Origin of the sequence: Limnoraphis robusta BA-68 BA1 (assembly GCF_034932365.1) — a bacterium.
Lineage (GTDB): Bacteria > Cyanobacteriota > Cyanobacteriia > Cyanobacteriales > Microcoleaceae > Capilliphycus > Capilliphycus robustus.
This window is the reverse complement of record NZ_JAYGHR010000077.1, coordinates 41,156-60,507: the sequence shown is the minus strand read 5'-3', so window position 1 is coordinate 60,507 and position 19,352 is coordinate 41,156. Positions and strand designations below refer to the sequence as shown.

The following is a 19,352-nucleotide window of genomic DNA, read 5'->3' as shown; positions in this document are numbered from 1 at the left end:
GCCGAGTATAGATGATGTTTAATATATGCGTTGTACCAGACCCGATGAGTGGTGTTCAGCGCACACCTCGTTTGCTTGAACGTTGTGGATATCAAGTCAAATGTATAGGTCTAGGTACTTCAAAAATTGATGGGGTTATACAGATTAATGAGGCTCACAAGTGTGAACTGATTCAATGGCTTGAAAAAGAACAACCTGATTTGATGCTTGTAGAAGATTCTTCTATATTTTGGACAGTCATACCGGAGCTGAAAAAGAATCCCAAAACTCTGAATATTCCCGTATTAATTACAGTGTGTCTTCCCAAGTATTACAAGCAAGACTGGTGGCAATCTATTGAAGCTGATGGTTACTATGAAGTACCCATAAATTTTTCAGAATTGATTAATAAAATTGAAATTACCTTAAAACAGAAGCCTACAAGTGAACTCATATTGGAACTGATTGAAGCCAATTCCCAGGGATTAACAATTGATGAAATTGAGCAGAAAATTAACCGTAACAATAGTGTTATTAACAGGTTTGTAAATTCATTAGTTGAGAAGGAATTAATTAAAAGAAAAGGGCAAGAAAAACAGTTTATTTATTATCCGGCTCAACAGGACAGTTAAGACAACACTTAACACGCACTCTGGCACTGGGAGTATTATTTAGGCTAGCACATCCTGGGATTGAGTTGTTCTGCGAAAATAAGAAATGCTCCGGTTATTCCTTGCGGGTCTGTCCCTCGCAAACTGTCTAGATGAAAGTCCATTAGATGAGGGTGTCAAGACGCAAAAAAGGTTCTAATCGACGTAAAAAAGCTATTCAAAAATTGGGTAAGCAACACAAAAAAGTTGGCTTAACTCGTAAAGACTTTCACTTAAAGACAGCTAAGTCACTACTTGATAAATATGATGTGCTAAACTGTCTTAATGATCAATCAATACTCACCACAAACTGCGAACCATGACCCTGACTGATATCTTACAAGGCATTTGGGCATTGTCTGCTCTAGGTTTAACGATTCTCGTCTTATTACACAGTCCTAAAGGAGATGGACTCGGTATTGGCGGACAGGCTCAACTCTTTACCAGTAGCAAAAGTGCAGAAACGACTCTCAATCGTATTACTTGGATGTTAGCCATTATTTTTATTGGCTTAACGATTATTTTAAGTGCAGGTTGGGTGGGTTAGAGGGAGTTACAAGGGGTTTGAGGAAATGCGATCGAGCGCGACAACGATTGATCCTGGGATGGGCTATCTTAGTCTTGAGTCTGAGTCTCATCGTCTCCAAAGTCACCTCTGCGGTTGAAGATATCATTCCTATTCAACCTCATCCTCTCCCCACAGTCCTCGCCCAATGGCAAGACCCAACTCATAGCGGTGATTACTTTGAGGATATAGAACCGCCAAAGGTGGGTCATTTAATTTGGTCGCAGTTTCCGATTCGAGTTTACATTGAACCAAGCAACGATCCAGACTCTAGCTGGTCTAGTGAAGTTGAATCTGCGGTTTGGGAGTGGAACCGTTATTTACCGCTACAACGGGTTGAAGACGCTAACTTAGCCGATATTCAAGTCATTCGTCGTCGTCCCCCTTTAGAAGCCGGAAATCTCAGAGCGAGTTCAGCCGAAACCCGTTATCAAGTGTTTGTACGTCAACTTGAAGATGGGACTCAGATGTTGTCACATCGGTTTATGATTTGGTTGAGTCCGACTCAAACGGGAAAATATGTCGCATCCGCCGCTCGTCACGAATTTGGTCATGCGTTAGGCATTTGGGGTCACAGTCCGACTCAAACCGATGTCATGTATTTTGCTCAAGTTCGAGAACCGCCGCCGATTTCTGCCCGAGATATTAACACGTTAAAGCAGATTTATCAGCAACCCACCCGTTTAGGTTGGCGAGTGGCTTCCCAAAAAAGTTAAACACAAACCCCCCTTAAATTAGGCAGAATTCAAGAGGGGAATAAACCCAAATCTTCAACTTTTCAGAGCCGTTTCCATCAGAATCTGTTGAGCGCTCAACTCTTTATCCGATGAACGACGTCGAACATATTCACCATCGGGTTGTAAATCCCAAGCTTGACGGTTATCACAGAGCATAATTCCCAAGACTTCTTGTAAATCTTTAGCAATTTCTGGATCTTCAACCGGAGCGATCGCTTCTACCCGTCGATCTAGATTTCGAGGCATCCAGTCTGCTGATCCAATATACACCTCTTCTTGACCTCCATTATAGAAGTAAAAAATCCGAGAATGTTCGAGGAAACGCCCGACAATACTAATCACTTTGATATTGTCACTAATGCCCTTCACACCCGGACGCAAGCAGCAAATGCCTCGGACAATTAAATCAATCGACACACCTGCGCGAGAGGCTTCGTATAAAGTCGAAATAATCTTCTGATCGACTAAAGAGTTCATCTTCGCAACAATACGACCCGTTTGCTTCTTGTGGGCTTGTTCGATCTCGCGACGAATAAACGTTAAAAAGCGATCGCGCATATTCACCGGAGCAATCAACAGTTTCCGGTAAGATTGTTGTCGAGAATGTCCGGTGAGGAAATTAAATAAATCCGTGAGATCCGCACCTAACTCTTGACGACAAGTAAAAATCCCGATATCCGTATAAAGTTTTGCCGTTTTCGGGTTATAGTTCCCCGTACCGATGTGAACATAGCGACGAATTTTCCCTTCTTCTTGACGAACCACCATCACAACTTTGGTATGGGTTTTCAGTCCAACAACGCCATAAACCACATGAACGCCACTACTTTCAAGCTTACGCGCCCATTGAATGTTATTCTCTTCATCAAAGCGGGCTTTTAATTCCACAAGGGCAGCGACTTGTTTACCGTTTTCGGCTGCCGCAATTAGCGCGTTAACAATGGGAGAGTCTCCAGAGGTGCGGTACAGCGTCATTTTAATCGCCAACACATCTGGATCATAAGCGGCTTGTTCGATGAACCGTTGAACGGTGCCGGAGAAAGATTGATAGGGATGATGCACAAATACATCTTTCTGGCGAATGGTGGCAAAAATATCTTTGGCGGCTTCGCCGTTTTCCGACGAGTCAAAAACATCTTCGGTTTGTTGTAGCCATCGCGGTAAAACAGAACTCCAAGGCTTGTCTTTTAGTTGGGGTAAAGGAAGTCCCATAAATGACATGAGATCTTTTAAACCCAATATTCCCTCAACGGTGTAAATATCTTCTGCTTCTAACTCCATCTCCTCATAGAGCATTTCTTTGATAGAAGTCGGCATAGTCGGATTGATTTCCATTCGCACCACCGACCCACCGACGCGACGTTTCCGCAGTTCTTGCTCGATCACTAATAACAAGTCATCCCCTTCATCTTCCTGAACCGATAAGTCGGCATCGCGGGTAATGCGGAAGGGATGATATTCTAAGATATCCATTCCCGGAAAGAGAGTTTCCAGGTTATGGGCGATGACTTGTTCTAGGGGAACTCCTGTCCAGACGCTATTTTGGTCGTCTTTTTTGACACGTAGGTTCTCTGGAAGTGAAATAAACCGAGGCAGAAGTTTGGGGACTTTGACCCGAGCGAGTAAGTCTTCTTTCGTTTCGGGATTTTTCAGAACAACGGCTAAATTGAGGCTGAGGTTAGAGATGTAGGGAAAGGGATGACTGCGGTCAATGGCTAACGGAGTGAGAACCGGAAAAATTTGCTCCTCAAAATAGCTTTGTAAGTAAGTTCGCTGTTCTTGGTTGAGATCAATATAGTTGAGTAAGTGAACACCAAAGTTAACCAGTTCGGGTCTGAGGGTTTTATCAAAAAATTTGTGTTGCTCAGAGACCATCGGCAACAGTTTTTGATGAATTTCGTTAAGCTGCTGTTGCGGTGTGCGACCGTCTGGTGTTAACTTGTTAACTTGGGCTTCTTTTTGTCGCTTCAAACCTGCTACCCGCACCATGAAGAATTCATCGAGGTTAGAGCTATAGATCGCTAAAAACTTCAGACGCTCAATTACAGGAGTACGAGGGTCTAGAGCTTCTGCTAAAACGCGACGGTTAAATTCTAGCCAACTCAATTCTCGATTTAAGTAGTATTTCGGATCGCTTAAATTGATGTTGTCAGATGCCTTGGTTTCGGTTTTTTCTGCTTTTGCCATAGTCTTTATTGTAAACAGGTAGTCATATCGCTGCCATTAATCACTGCAATTGCGGGTGCAGAGGGGAGAAAGTACAGAGGTATGTTGCTATTACTATGAGCAGTGTACCATTGGTCTGGGAGCCAGTCGTTAACAAAATGTTAAACTTTGGCTTTTGTAGAGAAATCGGTATTTTGATGATTAAATTTTACTTTTTTTTGTTATGAAATGAGTGATCAATTAATTGAATTACCCAATTTTTTCAAGATTATACCCACTCAAAATCCTTTTGAGGTGTTTTGAATACTCACCACTAAGACACAAAGTCACGAAGATTTTCTCTGTTTGTGTCTTAGTGTCTTGGTGGTGTTAATTTTTGGTCTTTCAGGAGTAATAAAGTTTGCCAAACTTCCCCTTGTCGTGCTATATATTTTGGCTCAATCAAATATAATTTGACAAGGGAATTCTAGGATTGATTGTTGAGTAACACCGTTACAACGAACTTAGTCTGAACGCTTCATGGCTTCTAATAAAAGACTTAAAGCCCGATCTTCTTGTGGGTTCACTCGACGATCCAGCAAAGCAATTCCAACGGCTTTTTCGAGGGCGATCGCCGCCACATCGGGTTCTAATCCTTCAACTAAAAGATCTAGAGATTGAGGAATTTTTAAGGCTGAACGAATCCCCGTCATCAACTCAGGATTTAATTCCAGACTTTCCAGTAGAGGTAAAACTCGATCCCAATCGGTTTGGGACTCGGGTTGCTCGACTTGAATCATATAAGCTAGCAAACGTTGCAATTTAATCTGTTGTTTGGGAGCAATTTGATCGTAAGTTAAGCCATTGGTTAAGTTGGTTGAGGGAATATTCCCCTCATTACCAATATTATCGATAATCTTTTGCCAGTCTGTCGAATCACAACTTTGTGGTTTTTTCACCCGCAAGGCGACCTGTATTTGATCGCAATTACTATCGAGTTGAGTCACCTGTGCTTCTACACCCAAGTAACTCAACCATCGCCCAATCGTTTGAACTAGGGTTTGGCGAGTGCTGCTGGAGTTGGCTAACAGACGAATCTGAGTGCGAACCAGTGGACGAACAATTTCTGTAAGCATTCAGGAACCCGAATTCATTCCAAAGCTGACTTGTCTTTTTGATGATAGCAACCTTCAACTGCGTTCCCTAAATTCGATCACATCTTCTTTAATAGTGACATCGTATCGGCCAAAGAAATCCTGTCCCAACAGTCCCGTACTGAGGGCCGGAGCGATCGCCACCGGAAGATTTAATTGTTTGACACCCGCTACCGTGACAGACTGAACTAAACCGATATCAAATTGAGCATTTTTCTGGCTCGGGGTGTCTGCTGTCCCTCGTCCGGTGGGAATCACACCTAACAGTTCCGCCATCGCGGGTGTGATCGCCGTACCACTGGCGCCTGTATCGACTAACATTTCAAACGTTTGATTTTCATTGAAAACGACTTCAATCACCGGAATTCCGGCTTGGCGGCGGATAATTTGAGCTTGATAGACTCCGGGTGTAGAAGCTTGGGAAGTCGGATCTAACTGGGCTTCTGGAAAAATGCAGATGCTATTGAGACGAACATAGTTTCCGGCTTTATTTCTCAGAAAACAACCCGGAAGTTCTTGAGCGATCGCCGTCATTGCTGGGACAACTAGAAATCCGCTAATCGAGATCAAGATCCCGAGCCACTTGATGGGTTTAAGGGGTTGATCAATCAAGGGGACTTGAGCGTTAGAGACGGAGAATGTTAAGTTTTGATTCATGGTGCCGACCTCAACTGTTTTTGAACGCTACAAAACTGAAATTGGGAAATTCTGAAGAAAGGATGAAGAGGGTTGGCAGTCTCTGAAGCGGATCTCGTGACTCTTGGGGAAGTTTCAGGGGGGTTCGCTTGACCTCAAATTGGGTTTTATCTTAATTTTATCAAGAGGGTTGATGCCTTGTCAGATCGTCAATCTAGGAGATACGGACTGAGAGGGATTCGTGGGTTGAAAATAGGAAAGATGGGTCAGGCGATCGCAAAAAATCATCCCAAGGAACACATTTCCTGACGAAAAGGTTTGGGATAATCAACAATGATCATTTCAGTTGTAGGTCGAAGAAGTCCATGTCGCTTGTTTCTGCTCAAAGCGCCCTACTGGTTCTAGCTGATGGCACCACCTATCGAGGTTGGTCTTTTGGTGCGTCTGGAACGGTTATCGGAGAAGTGGTTTTTAATACCGGGATGACTGGGTATCAGGAAGTATTGACTGATCCGAGTTATCTGGGACAAATTGTGACGTTTACTTACCCTGAGTTGGGAAATACAGGGGTAAACCCTGAAGATGAAGAATCTCAACGTCCGCAAGTTCGAGGGGCTATAGCTCGGAATATTTGCGCTCGTCCCTCAAACTGGCGTTCGACTCAATCTTTGTCAGACTATCTCAAACACCATCATATTCCAGGGATTTATGGGATTGATACTCGGGCTTTAACCCGCAAAATTCGCACCGTTGGGGCGATGAATGGGGCAATTTCCACGGAAATTCTTGATCCGGCTGAATTGCGTTCCCGGGTAGAACAAGCTCCCAGTATGGCGGGGTTGAATTTGGTGAAGGAAGTCACCACCCAGACGATGTATGAATGGTCTGAACCCACAGATCGCGTGTGGGAGTTTAGTCCGTCCTTGGCTTCTTCGGAGGCGGCAAAACCGGGTTATACGGTGGTGGCGATTGATTTTGGGATTAAACGGAATATTTTGCGTCGTTTAGCCAGTTATGGCTGTCGGGTGATTGTGGTTCCGGCTAATACCAGCGCTGAGGAGATTCTCAAGTACAATCCTGATGGGATTTTTCTCTCTAATGGCCCTGGAGATCCGGCGGCGGTGACGGAGGGAGTGACAACAACTCGCGAACTCCTGAAAGCCAATAAGCCTGTGTTTGGCATCTGTATGGGACATCAAATTTTGGGCTTGTCTCTTGGGGCAGAAACGTTTAAGCTAAAGTTTGGTCATCGAGGTTTGAACCAGCCCGCCGGATTAAAACAACGACAGGTAGAAATTACCAGCCAAAATCACGGATTTGCGATTAACCCGGAAAGTCTCAGCGATGGGGTAGAAATTACCCATTTGAATCTCAATGATCAGACGGTAGCGGGATTGAAACACAAGAGTTTGCCCTTTTTCTCGGTGCAGTATCACCCGGAAGCTAGCCCTGGCCCTCACGATGCCGACTATTTGTTTGAACAGTTTATTCAGCAGATGGAACAGGCAAAGAGACTTTAGGCCGATGTTGTTCTAGAGTTGCCAATCATAGCTCTAGACAATTTGACCAAAAGAAATTATACTTGATCGGCAATGTACGCACTACTTGAGTTAGGAGGGTGTCATTCCTGAGCCATTAAACTTGACTGTAAGCCTAAGGGGCAATCGCGATGTCAAAGAGAATTATCAGTTGTTCCGTCTGACGGGCTTACTAGATGCGTTTTCGGAAGCAACTTTCCGAAAGCAAGTGAGTAACTGCATTGATGAGGGGCCAACAAACATCGTATTGGACTTGTCTAAAATAGATTTTGTAGATAGCTCTGGGTTAGGCGCACTTGTACAACTTGTCAAGAAGGCTCAGACAGAGGGAGGAAGTTTACAAATCGTAACCAATCCTCGTATTACCCAGACGGTCAAGCTAGTTCGCTTGGAAAAGTTTCTCTCGTTGCAGTCTTCCGTTGAAGAGGCGATCGAGAATATAGACAAAAAATCCTCATAGTGAACCGAGCTAGCTATCTAGATCACAGAGATACAAACATCGGCCAGCTCGCTGTCTGGCTGATATTTTATGGAAATGGATCATCCCCTGCTGAAATTTGAACAAGTTCAACAACTGTCTCCGGCTTCTTGGGCTTATCTCGGAGATGCGGTATACGAGCTGTATATCCGTAATTTTTATCTGAGACCTCCAAAGCGATCTCAACTTTATCACCAGCTTGTGGTTTCTCAGGTGAGAGCTGAGAGTCAAGCCCGTCACTTGCGATCGCTGGAACCCTATCTTTCGGCGGCTGAATTGGAAGTAGTTCGCCGAGGACGCAATGCGACGATCAGATGCCCAAAACGCATTAATCCCCAAACCTATCAACTGGCAACCAGTCTAGAAACTTTAGTGGGATACCTCTACTTAACCGATCCCGAACGTTTGTCTCAGTTACTCGCGAAGTTAGACTTGGAAAGTAAGTACCCCCCGGCATGAATAGAAATTCTAAGCCTCAGCGACGTTCTGGCTCTCAGAGACAGTCAAGTGATCAACAGTCAATTCGTCCGAAGCGCCCATCACCTAAACCTCAAGTCCCCTCTTCTCAATCCTCGACTCATCCCCAGAGCGAAGCCCAACAATTATCCTCTGATGCAGACAGTGACTTGATTTACGGTCGTCATACTGTTCTGGCTGCCCTGGAAAATCAGCGATCGCTCAATCGCATCTGGATGATCCCGCAACTATTATCTGATCATCGTTTCGAGAAGGGGTTGTCTATCGCAAAAGCAAATGGTACCCTTATTGATAGGGTGAGCCATCAACGTCTCGATCAAATTGTACCAGGCGCCAATCATCAAGGCATTGTTGCTCAAGTTTGCCCCTATGAGTACAAAGAACTCGCGGAGTTAATCAATCAAGCTCAAGCGGCAAGTTCTGAACCTGTGCTAGTCATGGCGGAGGGATTAACTGATCCCCATAACTTAGGTGCGATTATCCGCACTTCAGAAGCGATCGGCGCTCAGGGGTTAATCTTACCCCAACGTCGGGCGGTCGGCATTACCTCAACCGTGATGAAAGTAGCCGCAGGCGCATTAGAAACGTTTCCTGTTGCTCGGGTTGTCAATCTCAATCGCGCTCTCGAAGAACTTAAACAGGCAGGTTTTTGGATTTACGGTACATCCGCAACAGCGAGTCAACCCCTGTATCAGGTGAATTTTAGTGGCCCGATTGTCCTAGTCGTTGGCAGTGAAGGTGAAGGTTTGAGTCGGTTGATTGAGCAGAGTTGCGATGTGTTGGTTTCAATTCCTTTAGAAGGCACTACACCTAGCCTGAACGTTTCAGTGGCTACAGGAATGACACTCTATGAAATTTATCGTCAGCGTCGGCTTCGTTAAACCGTATAAATGGATTCTGTCTCAGTCCGAAAGATTAAGATAAACTAACAAAACTGGATATTGTCAGTCGGAGAGAAGTGAAGCACTAGGTGAGGGTGTGTTCTGGGAAGAGTCGCTAGTTGAATTAAAGCGATTGAAAAAAGAAATGTGACCGAGTATAACCCAGTTTGACATACTCCCCATTTCTAAAGAAAGGGGATTCTCCAAGCCTCACGGCTTTGGATTACTGATTCATTGACAACCCTTACAGCAAGCTAGTTTCCTGACCTACTCTTTGAGGGGTTCGTCTCCCCAGTCGTTCATCCCATTTCAGAGATAGTTTCGGTATGCCCTACCGTACTTGAGAAAAAATGCTTGATTCTCTGTACTTGGTGCTTTAAGGTTTTATATGGCCAAAGCATTCCTGGCAAGAACCCCGTACCTTAAGTTTTCAAGGTTCATTGCATCGATTAGATGCTGGGTTTTTCAACTGGTTGAATACCCTGCCAGTAGAGTTATTCTAGCATTAGAAAGAGCCTTATATCCCCATACCTGAAGGTAGGGGCGTGTGCGGCAAACTTTGGGTAAAGATTGATATCCAGTTGAGCTTGAGAGAACACGATTACTGACTGATCGGATCAGTGACAGATTTTGTCCAGTTGTGAAGCAGCATCTCTAGCCCTTATAAGAAACGGAAAAAAACAGACATGAAAGAACTTTTGATTAATTTGCTCAATTTTTTTGGCTTGGCGTTTTGGGTAGAAATCATTACCGAAAGCCCAAATTGCACTTATTATTTCGGGCCTTTTTTGACGGCAAAAGAAGCTCATTCTGCTGAAGTGGGTTATCGAGAAGACATCGAAAGTGAAGGAGTGAACACTTACAAAGTTTCGGTTAGACGCTGTAAACCCTCTCGCCTAACGGTTGCTGAAGATCTTGAAAAAACGATTTATCAACTGATTATTCCAGCTTTCAGTCCTCAATCTTAGTTTAGAAAACAGCCAACAGGGGACAGGGATTATTTGATTAGAGAACTTGAGTATTCAGCCAACTCTCAATATCGCCTCGAACCTGTTCTGGAATTTCCCAAGGGAAAAGATGAGCGGTTTGAGGATAACAACGAAACTGAGCGTTAGGCAGATGTTGAGCAGTGGCTTGGCTAGATAAGGCTGTAATATGACGATCTTCCGCACCTGCAAGAACCAAACAAGGACAGTGTATTTGTTCGAGTTCCGCTTGACGGTTGTAGGAGGCTCGGAGGGCTTGATTTAAGGCTTGAGTGGCATAGCCAGAGGTATGTAGGTAGGCGGGTAAGGCTTCCCGGGCGATGTATTGGTAGGCGGTGGGGGTATGCTGTTGAATAAGATATCGAAATAGCGATCGCTTTGCGAAGGTGTTAATATTCCACTCCCAACCGGGAACCAACCCGTTAATCATTCCCGCTAAACCTGTATAAACATAGTCAAGCCAAGTGATCGGCGGATGGTTTCCTCGGGGATAAGCGGCGGTGGCGACTAAAATTAACCCGGTGACTCGTTGAGGAAATTTTAACGCAAGTTCTAGGGCGAGAATTCCCCCTAAAGACCATCCTAAAATCAGACAATGTTGAATATTCAGTTGATCGAGTAGGTTTTCGAGATCAACTAAGTGATCCTGCATTTGAAAGCTTCTAGAAGCGCGACTCTGACCATATCCGCGTAAGTCCGGCGCAACGGTTTGAAAGCGATGGGATAAATAATCGGTAAAAACAGACATACATTGACGGGAACCGGGATGACCATGAAGGCAAAGAATCGGAAATCCTTCGCCTTGAATTATCGTTTTTAACGGTAGGAATTCCATCATTCAAGTAATGTTTAAAGATGACCGTTTTGAATAATATGATCGGCAATTTTTGAGATGGCTTTACGAATTTCAAAAATATTACCTGTATTATTGTCAATCACAGTGATAATATAGCGTTCGCCATCAATGCTAACGGCTAAAGTAGTTCCTAAAACGCGAGAATTTTGACCTGTTTTTTCGCCTAACCATTCGGCTTTTAATCCTTCTAACGCCGCGTAACCAATTGCTCGATCATACTGGCGGTTTAGGGCTTCTATTAAGGCTTCTGAACCGGGATATTCATGGTTATAGGTTTTAACCATCATTTCGGTGAGTTCGCTGCTAGTCAGGCGGTTACGACCTTTTCCGGGACGTCGGGGCATGATCCGATCGCCCATGAGTTTAAACTGAACGCGAGTTTCTTTATAGCCTTGTTTTTTGAGGATATTATTAATAGAATCTTGACCCACATAATCAATCAGTTGATTGGTGGCAATATTACTACTATGATCGATCATTTCTCCCATTAATTGTTTGAGAGAATAGCTTTTTCTAGCTTGAATTGATGAAGCATCTTCGGTAAAGTTTCCGCCATCGACATAAACTTGTTCTTCGAGACTAATCTTTTCCTTTGAAACCTTATCTAAAAGGGCAAGCGCAATCGGAACTTTAATCAAACTGGCGGGACTTGCGGGGGGTTGTTCGCCTCGCAGATGAGCGCAATCTCGGTTGAGATTACAAACACTAATCATTGCGGTTTTTGATAAGTTACTTTCGGCGCGAATTTGTTCTAGAAAAGAAGATTGAGCGAGTTGGATTTGTTTGGTTAAGCCGATTAAGCTGACTTGATATTGTTCGATTTTTTGGGAAGCTTGGCTAGCCATTAATGAATTTTTCGGCACTTCATTTAAATTGCCGATAGCTTGTTGCCAAAGTTGCTGGGCTTGCTTTTTGCGGCCTAAAGAATCTGATGAATTATTCTCGGTTTCTATGGCGATTGTCGCCAAACGAATGGCTTGTTTCCAGTTATCATTGGCTCGGTTTTCAATCAAGATTTGGACTTCTATTTCTTTGAGCTTGTGGAATAACTCCTGATCGGGATTGAATGAAGGCGTTTCCGATAACAAAGAATTCAAAAAGCGAGGTTCAGAAGAGTCTTGAACAGGCGTTTCTAATTCTTGAATGATTTGATCTCGCAGTTGAATTAATTCATCTAGGGAACGAGCGCCATAGAACTCATTCGATGATCCGAACATCGGTAAGGTTTGAGTCAGTCCTACACCCACTGCGATCGCCAAACTACTGATCATAGTAGTGGCCCAACGAAACAGTCGCGGCATCTAGTTCTCCTCACACAACACCGTTATTAAACATCACAAACTAGACGCCTGTAAATGTAGCTGATGATGGAATCAAGAGATTTTGAGATACTATGGACTAGAGAGAGTCAGCGAAGGCAGTTGCGGACTCAATACCCGAGTCTGAGGAAAGTCCGGGCTCCCAAAAGACTAAATCTGCTGGGTAACGCCCAGTGCGAGCGATCGTGAGGATAGTGCCACAGAAAGATACCGCCTTTTCAGTCAACAGGAGAGAGGGGACAGGAGACAGTGAATAACTGAGAACTGATAACTGTTTACTGATCACTGAAAGGGTAAGGGTGCAAAGGTGCGGTAAGAGCGCACCAGCAACGTCGTGAGGCGTTGGCTCGGTAAACCCCAGGTGGGAGCAAGGTCGGAGGAACTACGGTTGGTCTTTTCCCGGTTCCGGTTGAGGTGGCACCGCTAGAGGTGTTTGGTAACAAACATCCCAGATAGATAACTGCCCTTTTGACTGCTAGCAGTTGAAAGAACAGAACCCGGCTTATGTCTGACTCTCTCTTTTTCGGATTGCTCCGAACCTGTCAACAACCCGCCGTTAAGTTCTAGGACTCTAACGGGGGCTTTAAAAAGCCCAAGTTGACCAGCCTAAGTGTCTAGCGCACTACGTTAGAGGTAAGTGTTAAAGTTCCTACCGGGGGATGCGTAGCTAGTCCCCCGCTCTAGAACCAAGCAGTTAAACAGTCGCGTCGGGTCAGTGGTAGTGCTGATTGGAAAGTACCGACCTCTAACATTGGCGAAGCTCACTTTACCCCGAAAGGGAGAGGCGTTAAGCCGAAAAACAACCCCTATGCGTACAGGTAGAACGCACAAGCCTGTAACTGTCCAGGCGAAAGGCGAATGCAAAACGTCGAATGTCGTTAGTACATCCAAGGCGGTAGGGGTTCTCAAAATTAGTAAGGAAGCAGTACGCCCTGCCCTGCTTTCCTCTCACCGTTAAATCAAAAAGATTATAACGGGAGTCTCCAGCAGGTTAGAGAGGTGAGAACCCAATGAAAATCGGCTATCCAAACCGCCAACGTCAGTTGCAGAAGCTGGTTGAACGTTTGGGACTGTCGGAACAAGACGCCATTAAGTGGCATTTGTTAGATCTGGCCCTAACGCATCCTTCGATTTCAACGGAAGCTAACTATGAGCAGTTAGAATTTGTGGGAGATGCTGTTGTGCGACTGGCGGCTTCCGAATTTTTGTGGGAAACTTATCCCAATCAACCTGTTGGAGAGTTTAGCGCCATTCGCTCGGTGTTGGTCAGTGATCGGTTTTTGGCAGAAATTGCCGAAAGTTATGGCATGGGTCGATATTTGTTAATTGGCGGGAGTGCGGCGCAAGATCGCATGGGGAACCAGTCACGTTTAGCGGACTGTTTGGAAGCGATACTGGCGGCTTTGTACTTGAGTACCCAAAATTTACAACTGATCCGTCCCTGGCTAGAACCTCACTTCCAAAAGGGAGCGACTCAGATTTTACGCGATCCGGCTCGTCAAAACTACAAGGCTGCACTGCAAGAGTGGACGCAAAGTTATTATAAAGTTTTACCCGAATATACCGTAGAAGAAAGCGGGCCGATGGGCGATGATCAACGGTTCACGGCTAAAGTTTGGTTTCAAGGTCAATCTGTGGGTGAAGGTCGCGGACGTTCGATCAAGGCGGCTGAACAAGCAGCGGCTCAAGAGGCTTATAGGATTTTGGTGGTTCCGACTCAAAAGAAAACTCAAGATTAATTCAATTTTTTGATTCTAATTACGGACGATGAACAGATGACAAATCCGATCAAAGTTGCTATTTTCGGAGCGGGTCGTTGGGGAACCCATTTGATCCGCAATTTTTATCAACATCCTCAAGCGCAGGTGGTGGCGATCGCTGATCCTCATTTTGAACGACTTCAAAAGGCTAAGGAGCGTTTGCTGCTTGATGATACGGTGCAGTTGGAGACGGATTGGTTTAAGGTGATTAACGACTGTGAACTGGATGCTGTTGTGATTGCGACTCCCGCTTCAACGCACTATACCCTGATTTATGAGGCTCTAGAGCGGGGTTATCATGTTTTTGCCGAAAAACCTCTCACGCTGAAACTTTCGGAGTCACAGAGCCTTTGTAGCTTGGCTAAACGGCATAATCGTCAACTGTTCATCGATCATACCTATTTGTTTCATCCGGCGGTTACGAAAGGTCAAGCGGTGATTGAACAAGGACAGTTGGGACAGTTGCGGTATGGCTATGCGGCTCGGACTCACTTAGAACCTGTACGACAAGATGTAGATGCGTTGTGGGATTTAGCGATTCACGATATTGGGATTTTTAATACTTGGTTAGGACAAAAACCTGTTGAGGTACAAGCAACGGGAACGGTTTGGCTGCAACCGGATCGCAGTTTTGATTTGAGTAGTCCGAGTTTTCCTATTTCTAATAATATTTCGGGGTTGTCAGATGTGGTGATGGCAACGATTACTTATGAGTCAGGTTTTCAAGCGTTTTTACATTTGTGTTGGTTGAACCCGGATAAACAGCGACGTTTGGCGCTTGTGGGGAGTGAAGGAACGTTGATTTTTGATGAGATGTTAAAAGATAGGCCGTTAACCTTACAACGCGGCTATTTAGAGACGGTGGGAGAAGGTTGGCAAGCGGCTGGGGTTGAATGTGAAACGGTTGAAGTCGAACCTGCTGAACCGTTGGCTGAAGTTTGCGATCGCTTTTTAAATTGTATTCGTCACAATCAAGTTTGTTCGATTTCTTCGGGTGAAATTGGGACTGATTTAGTGCGGGTTCTTTGTGGTTTAAGTGAGTCTCTTCAACAAGGGGGAAAACCGATTCAACTTTAAAGTCGAGTCCATCAAATTTTCAACACTTTCCCTTGTCTCAAAAGATTAATGGGTTTGATGAACCCTACCGTAATTTTAACGCAATTTTGTATCAGATGGGGATGAGACAACGGGGATAGAAAGAGTGACGGTTGTACCTTGGTTTTCGCCTTTGCTATAAAGTTCAATTGAACCTCCCATCATTTTCATTAAACTTTGGGAAATGCTTAATCCTAAGCCAATGCCGTCAAATTCTCGAGTGGTTGAACCATCGACGACGACGAAAGGTTGAAAGAGTTTATCTTGTTTATCGAGAGCGACTCCGATTCCGGTATCTTTGACGGTGATAATCACTTGAGATTTTTCCTCGCAGGATTCATAGGAAATTAAATCACAGTGAACGATGGGTTGAATATCGGCTGTGATGGTAATGCTGCCTTTTTTTGTAAATTTAACGGCATTACTCAAAATATTGACAAAAACTTGTTTCAATTTATCGGAATCAGCTAAAACCTTAATCGGTTTTTCGATGTGCAGTTTTAATTTTAAACCTTTTTGGTTAATCTCTAAGCTGTGAATGGCAATGACTTCTTGAATAATTTTGACTAAATCAACGGTTTTTGGGTTGATTGAAAACTTGCCTTCTTGAATCAGAGCAATATCTAAAATATCATTAACGATACTATATAAATGCAGAGCGGATTCATTCGCCATATCCAAATATTCTTGTTCTTCTTCGGGACTGTCGCACAAATCATCTCGGAGAAATTGCAGGGAGTTAATAATGCCATTGAGTGGGGTTCTCAGTTCGTGAGAAATCACTCGCAGAAACTCATCTTTCAATTGATTGGCTATTTGTGCTTCTTGGGTGGCTAATTCTAAAGCAGAGGCTCTTGATTGCAACCGTTCAACCATAATACTAATGGCTTGTCCAAGTTGAATAAATTCTCGAATTCTCAAGTTTTGCGGGACAGGTTTCGGTGATTCTCGGCTATTAATTGTTAAGGCATAATCTCTTAACCGTTCGAGAGGACGAGCCAAGTCTCTCGATAAATAAAGGGCTGCAATAATACTCGCGGCAATTAAACTAATCGTTAAATAAAATAAAACGGAGTTGATGTCTTTTAAACCGGAGAGTGCATCATCTAAACTGGTAACGGCTAATATCACCCATTGACTTCCCTTTTCCTGAGAAATCGGACTGGGAATGGCATTATATCCGGCGAGTAATTCATTCCCATTTTGATCAAAGAAGAATAGATGAACAAAATCTTTTTCTCCTGATAAGGCACTATTAATGATATTTTGCAGACGGGGACCGTCAACTTCTTGATTAATATTCACTCCAACTTTTGAAGCTTCGGGATGAGCAATAATTTGACCGGCTTCATCTAGAACAACGGTAAAACCGGTTAAGGATTTGGGTCTATCTTTAGAGGATAAGGGTAAATTTGATTCTAAAATAAGCACGTAACGGAGTTGATTTGTTTCGGCATTGGTGATATAAACGGGAGCCATAAAAACCAACTGAATTTTATTATTCCAGGGGGTAATAGCTGCGGAAGTTTCGGAGACGGGTGTTTCCTCGTCGATTTTAGACTTAAACTCTTTATTTTGAATGTAAACATTCGCTGGGCTTAAAACCTGATTTGAGGGTTTTTGTTGAACCCAGAGGTTAGAGGGAGTGGAAATAATGGCTTCGTTTCCACAACTGCTAGCCTGAACTTCATTGGTTTGGATATCAACCAGTTGTAGACAGTTGACTTGCGTGGGAAGTTGTTGTTCAAGCTGCTTGATAAACTGTTGATAATTTTCGATTTGTTCGGATTGTAATATTGTGCTGTTAGTTGCTAAAATTAGATTAGACTGAAGAAATTTTATCCAGTTGTTAATATACTCTGCCATATCGACTGCACTTTCAGTTAAATTCAGACGAGCAGTTTCTAATAAACCCGATCTTGCTTTGCGATAGGTGACATATTCTCCAACAAGAAGAACCGGAACACTGAGCAGTAAAATCCGGGACAGCAGAATGCGACGAAAGGAGGATTGACTGGGTTTAGGCATAGTCCGTTTTGAACTGTTTGAACTGAGGGTGCATGATAGGAGAGTAATTTGACCTAAATTAAAGTAAGACTAGATCGAGAAAAAGGCAAATGTAAGCTTTAAAAGTTGAGTGGCTAGGGTAGGGAGTAAACTAACTCTGCGGTGAGATTGCCAACCCGATCCGGTGAGATTATATACTCCAATTCTATAATAAGTGATCTTTCAGTTGTATTTTTAGATCGTAACCCTTGTTAACCTCGATTGCCTCCCCCGAGTATATGATTTGCGATAAAATGCTGCTGATCAGGTCTAATTCGTCTTTGAAACAAAATCTTGATATTTCCAGAATTGATTCTGAGGAAGCATTCTCTCTTGACAATTCGTCTTTTTCGGGATTTTAATCAAACTAAACGGATTCGAGATTCAAACATTAAGACAACACCGCCGCTCTGAAAATTAAATCAGGAAATCAGTTCAATGACAGTAGGTATTTGGATTTTAGGAGATCAGCTTTGGAGTCAACAAGCTGCATTAAAAAGTTGTGATTCTCATCAGGATACACCGATTATTTTGATTGAATCTCTAGACTTTGTGAGAGTTAGACCTTATCATCGACAAAAACTGGTGTTGGTGTGGTCAGCAATGCGACATTTTGCGGCTGAGTTGCGAGAGGCAGGCTGGTCTGTAACTTATATTATTACAGAGGAATCTGTGGAATTTCCCCTGAAAAAATGGATTCAAGATCATCAAATTACTCAACTTAGAGTCATGATTCCCAATGATAGACCTTTCCAACAATTGATCGAAAATTTACAGTTACCTTGTCAACTGAATTGGCTGGAAAATAACCATTTTCTGTGGAGTGAACCCGAGTTTCAGCAATGGTCAAAGCGTCGGAAACGTTTATTGATGGAGGATTTTTATCGAGAAGGACGCAAACGATTTAATATTTTGATGGCGGATGATCAGCCGATTGGAAATCGTTGGAATTTTGATCAGGAAAATCGCAAACCGCCCAAAGGAAAATTAAATCCTCCTCATCCCCTTGAGTTTGAACCGGATGAAATCACCCAAGAAACTCTTGAACAAGTTAAACAACTTTCACTTCCATTATATGGAAAAATTGAACCCTTTGCTTGGGCGGTGACTCGCCAACAAGCCTTGGAAGTCTTGCAAAATTTTATAGAACAACGTCTGGCTTTTTTCGGTTCCTATCAAGATGCGATGGTCACGGGTGAACAAACGTTATGGCACGCTTTACTCTCTCCTTATTTGAATCTAGGTTTACTGCATCCTTTTGAAGTGATTCAAGCCGCAGAAACAGCTTATTATCAAAATAACTTACCGCTTAATAGTGTAGAAGGATTTATTCGCCAGGTTCTCGGTTGGCGAGAATATATGCACGGAATTTATCGAGTCATGGATGCTGATTATTCCGAACACAATTGGTTTAATCACACTCAACCTTTACCGGAGTTTTTTTGGGATGCTGAAAAAACCGATATGAACTGTTTACATCAAGCCTTATCTCAAGTAGAAACGACAGGATATGCTCATCACATTCAACGGTTAATGATCTTAAGTAATTTTGCGTTAATTGCCGGAATTTCTCCCCAAGAAGTTGAAAACTGGTTTCATGCAGTTTTTATTGATGCCTATGACTGGGTGATGCAAACAAACGTAATTGGTATGGGATTATTTGCCGATGGCGGAATTCTCGCTTCTAAACCCTATGCAGCTTCAGCAAATTATATCAATAAAATGAGCGATTACTGCAAAACTTGTATTTATAACCCCCGTATTCGCACGGGAGAAAAAGCTTGTCCCTTTAATGTTTTTTACTGGGATTTTCTCGATAGACATCGGGAAAAACTCAAGTCTCAAGGACGAATGAATTTAGTTCTTTCTCATCTGGATAAAATCTCTGAAAATGAACGCCAAATGATTCATCAACAGGCTGAAAATTTACGAAGTCAATTTTAAAAATAGAAAAAATTTATTCTGGGTGTTGTTTCTTATGTCTCTATTATCGAGAACATTTTGTTGAGGAGGAAATTCACCACGAAGACACACAGACACAAAGATTTGC

Annotated in this window: 17 protein-coding genes and 1 other RNA gene; 12 read left to right on the top strand and 6 right to left on the bottom strand. The window is 43.4% G+C overall.

Going from position 1 to position 19,352, the window contains the following annotated elements:
• Positions 1 to 11: 11 nt before the first annotated feature.
• The 3 genes from VB836_RS22560 (at position 12) to VB836_RS22550 (ending at position 1,910) form a co-directional block, all read left to right on the top strand.
• Positions 12 to 611, top strand: coding sequence for a BlaI/MecI/CopY family transcriptional regulator (locus VB836_RS22560; RefSeq protein WP_323222724.1), 600 nt, complete (start codon positions 12 to 14; stop codon positions 609 to 611).
• A gap of 337 nt (positions 612 to 948) precedes the next feature.
• Complete coding sequence (gene secG, locus VB836_RS22555; protein ID WP_046279035.1) at positions 949 to 1,176, top strand: preprotein translocase subunit SecG; 228 nt, start codon at positions 949 to 951, stop codon at positions 1,174 to 1,176.
• Positions 1,177 to 1,193: 17 nt separating this feature from the next.
• Positions 1,194 to 1,910 carry a matrixin family metalloprotease gene (locus VB836_RS22550; protein ID WP_323222722.1) on the top strand — a complete coding sequence of 239 codons (717 nt, stop codon included), beginning with the start codon at positions 1,194 to 1,196 and terminating at the stop codon, positions 1,908 to 1,910.
• 54 nt (positions 1,911 to 1,964) lie between these two features.
• On the opposite strand, the gene ppk1 is transcribed toward VB836_RS22550, so the two are convergent.
• From ppk1 to VB836_RS22535, 3 genes are all read right to left on the bottom strand, one after another.
• Complete coding sequence (gene ppk1 / locus VB836_RS22545) at positions 1,965 to 4,118, bottom strand: polyphosphate kinase 1 (protein ID WP_323222720.1); 2,154 nt, start codon at positions 4,116 to 4,118, stop codon at positions 1,965 to 1,967.
• 482 nt (positions 4,119 to 4,600) lie between these two features.
• Entirely contained in the window at positions 4,601 to 5,212 is a 612-nt protein-coding gene (locus VB836_RS22540) for a hypothetical protein (RefSeq protein ID WP_046279038.1), read from the bottom strand.
• 54 nt (positions 5,213 to 5,266) lie between these two features.
• Complete coding sequence (locus VB836_RS22535) at positions 5,267 to 5,887, bottom strand: retropepsin-like aspartic protease family protein (RefSeq protein ID WP_046279039.1); 621 nt, start codon at positions 5,885 to 5,887, stop codon at positions 5,267 to 5,269.
• Between the two features lie 344 nt (positions 5,888 to 6,231).
• Here VB836_RS22535 and carA point away from each other — a divergent pair, with 344 nt between their 5' ends.
• The 5 genes from carA to VB836_RS22510 all read left to right on the top strand — a co-directional run bounded on the left by carA (position 6,232) and on the right by VB836_RS22510 (position 10,208).
• Entirely contained in the window at positions 6,232 to 7,386 is a 1,155-nt protein-coding gene (gene carA / locus VB836_RS22530) for a glutamine-hydrolyzing carbamoyl-phosphate synthase small subunit (RefSeq protein ID WP_323222717.1), read from the top strand.
• Between the two features lie 121 nt (positions 7,387 to 7,507).
• Positions 7,508 to 7,864, top strand: coding sequence for an STAS domain-containing protein (locus VB836_RS22525; protein WP_323222715.1), 357 nt, complete (start codon positions 7,508 to 7,510; stop codon positions 7,862 to 7,864).
• Between the two features lie 75 nt (positions 7,865 to 7,939).
• Positions 7,940 to 8,341, top strand: coding sequence for a Mini-ribonuclease 3 (locus tag VB836_RS22520; protein WP_323222788.1), 402 nt, complete (start codon positions 7,940 to 7,942; stop codon positions 8,339 to 8,341).
• Positions 8,338 to 9,240, top strand: a complete 903-nt coding sequence (gene rlmB / locus VB836_RS22515) for a 23S rRNA (guanosine(2251)-2'-O)-methyltransferase RlmB (RefSeq protein ID WP_323222713.1) — start codon at positions 8,338 to 8,340, stop codon at positions 9,238 to 9,240. Before VB836_RS22520 ends, rlmB begins: the two co-directional genes overlap by 4 nt.
• A gap of 686 nt (positions 9,241 to 9,926) precedes the next feature.
• Positions 9,927 to 10,208 carry a DUF1816 domain-containing protein gene (locus VB836_RS22510; RefSeq protein ID WP_046279787.1) on the top strand — a complete coding sequence of 94 codons (282 nt, stop codon included), beginning with the start codon at positions 9,927 to 9,929 and terminating at the stop codon, positions 10,206 to 10,208.
• 37 nt (positions 10,209 to 10,245) lie between these two features.
• Here VB836_RS22510 and VB836_RS22505 read toward each other — a convergent pair whose 3' ends face one another.
• Together VB836_RS22505 and VB836_RS22500 are read right to left on the bottom strand one after the other, a co-directional pair.
• Positions 10,246 to 11,061: an alpha/beta fold hydrolase gene (locus VB836_RS22505; RefSeq protein ID WP_407659731.1), complete on the bottom strand. Its 816-nt coding sequence runs from the start codon at positions 11,059 to 11,061 to the stop codon at positions 10,246 to 10,248.
• A gap of 14 nt (positions 11,062 to 11,075) precedes the next feature.
• Complete coding sequence (locus VB836_RS22500; RefSeq protein ID WP_046279785.1) at positions 11,076 to 12,383, bottom strand: serine hydrolase; 1,308 nt, start codon at positions 12,381 to 12,383, stop codon at positions 11,076 to 11,078.
• Positions 12,384 to 12,486: 103 nt separating this feature from the next.
• On the opposite strand from VB836_RS22500, the gene rnpB reads away from it, so the two are divergent.
• The 3 genes from rnpB (at position 12,487) to VB836_RS22485 (ending at position 15,238) form a co-directional block, all read left to right on the top strand.
• Positions 12,487 to 12,921, top strand: an RNA gene (gene rnpB, locus VB836_RS22495) — RNase P RNA component class A.
• Positions 12,922 to 13,411: 490 nt separating this feature from the next.
• Positions 13,412 to 14,140, top strand: a complete 729-nt coding sequence (gene rnc, locus VB836_RS22490) for a ribonuclease III (RefSeq protein ID WP_046279784.1) — start codon at positions 13,412 to 13,414, stop codon at positions 14,138 to 14,140.
• 36 nt (positions 14,141 to 14,176) lie between these two features.
• Positions 14,177 to 15,238, top strand: a complete 1,062-nt coding sequence (locus VB836_RS22485; protein WP_046279783.1) for a Gfo/Idh/MocA family protein — start codon at positions 14,177 to 14,179, stop codon at positions 15,236 to 15,238.
• A gap of 75 nt (positions 15,239 to 15,313) precedes the next feature.
• Here the strand turns inward: VB836_RS22485 and VB836_RS22480 are convergent, their stop codons facing one another.
• Positions 15,314 to 17,284 (bottom strand): sensor histidine kinase, encoded by a 1,971-nt coding sequence (locus VB836_RS22480; protein ID WP_046279782.1) that lies wholly within the window; start codon positions 17,282 to 17,284, stop codon positions 15,314 to 15,316.
• A gap of 456 nt (positions 17,285 to 17,740) precedes the next feature.
• Between VB836_RS22480 and VB836_RS22475 the strand changes: the two genes are divergently transcribed.
• Positions 17,741 to 19,246 (top strand): cryptochrome/photolyase family protein, encoded by a 1,506-nt coding sequence (locus VB836_RS22475; RefSeq protein ID WP_323222709.1) that lies wholly within the window; start codon positions 17,741 to 17,743, stop codon positions 19,244 to 19,246.
• Positions 19,247 to 19,352 lie beyond the last annotated feature (106 nt).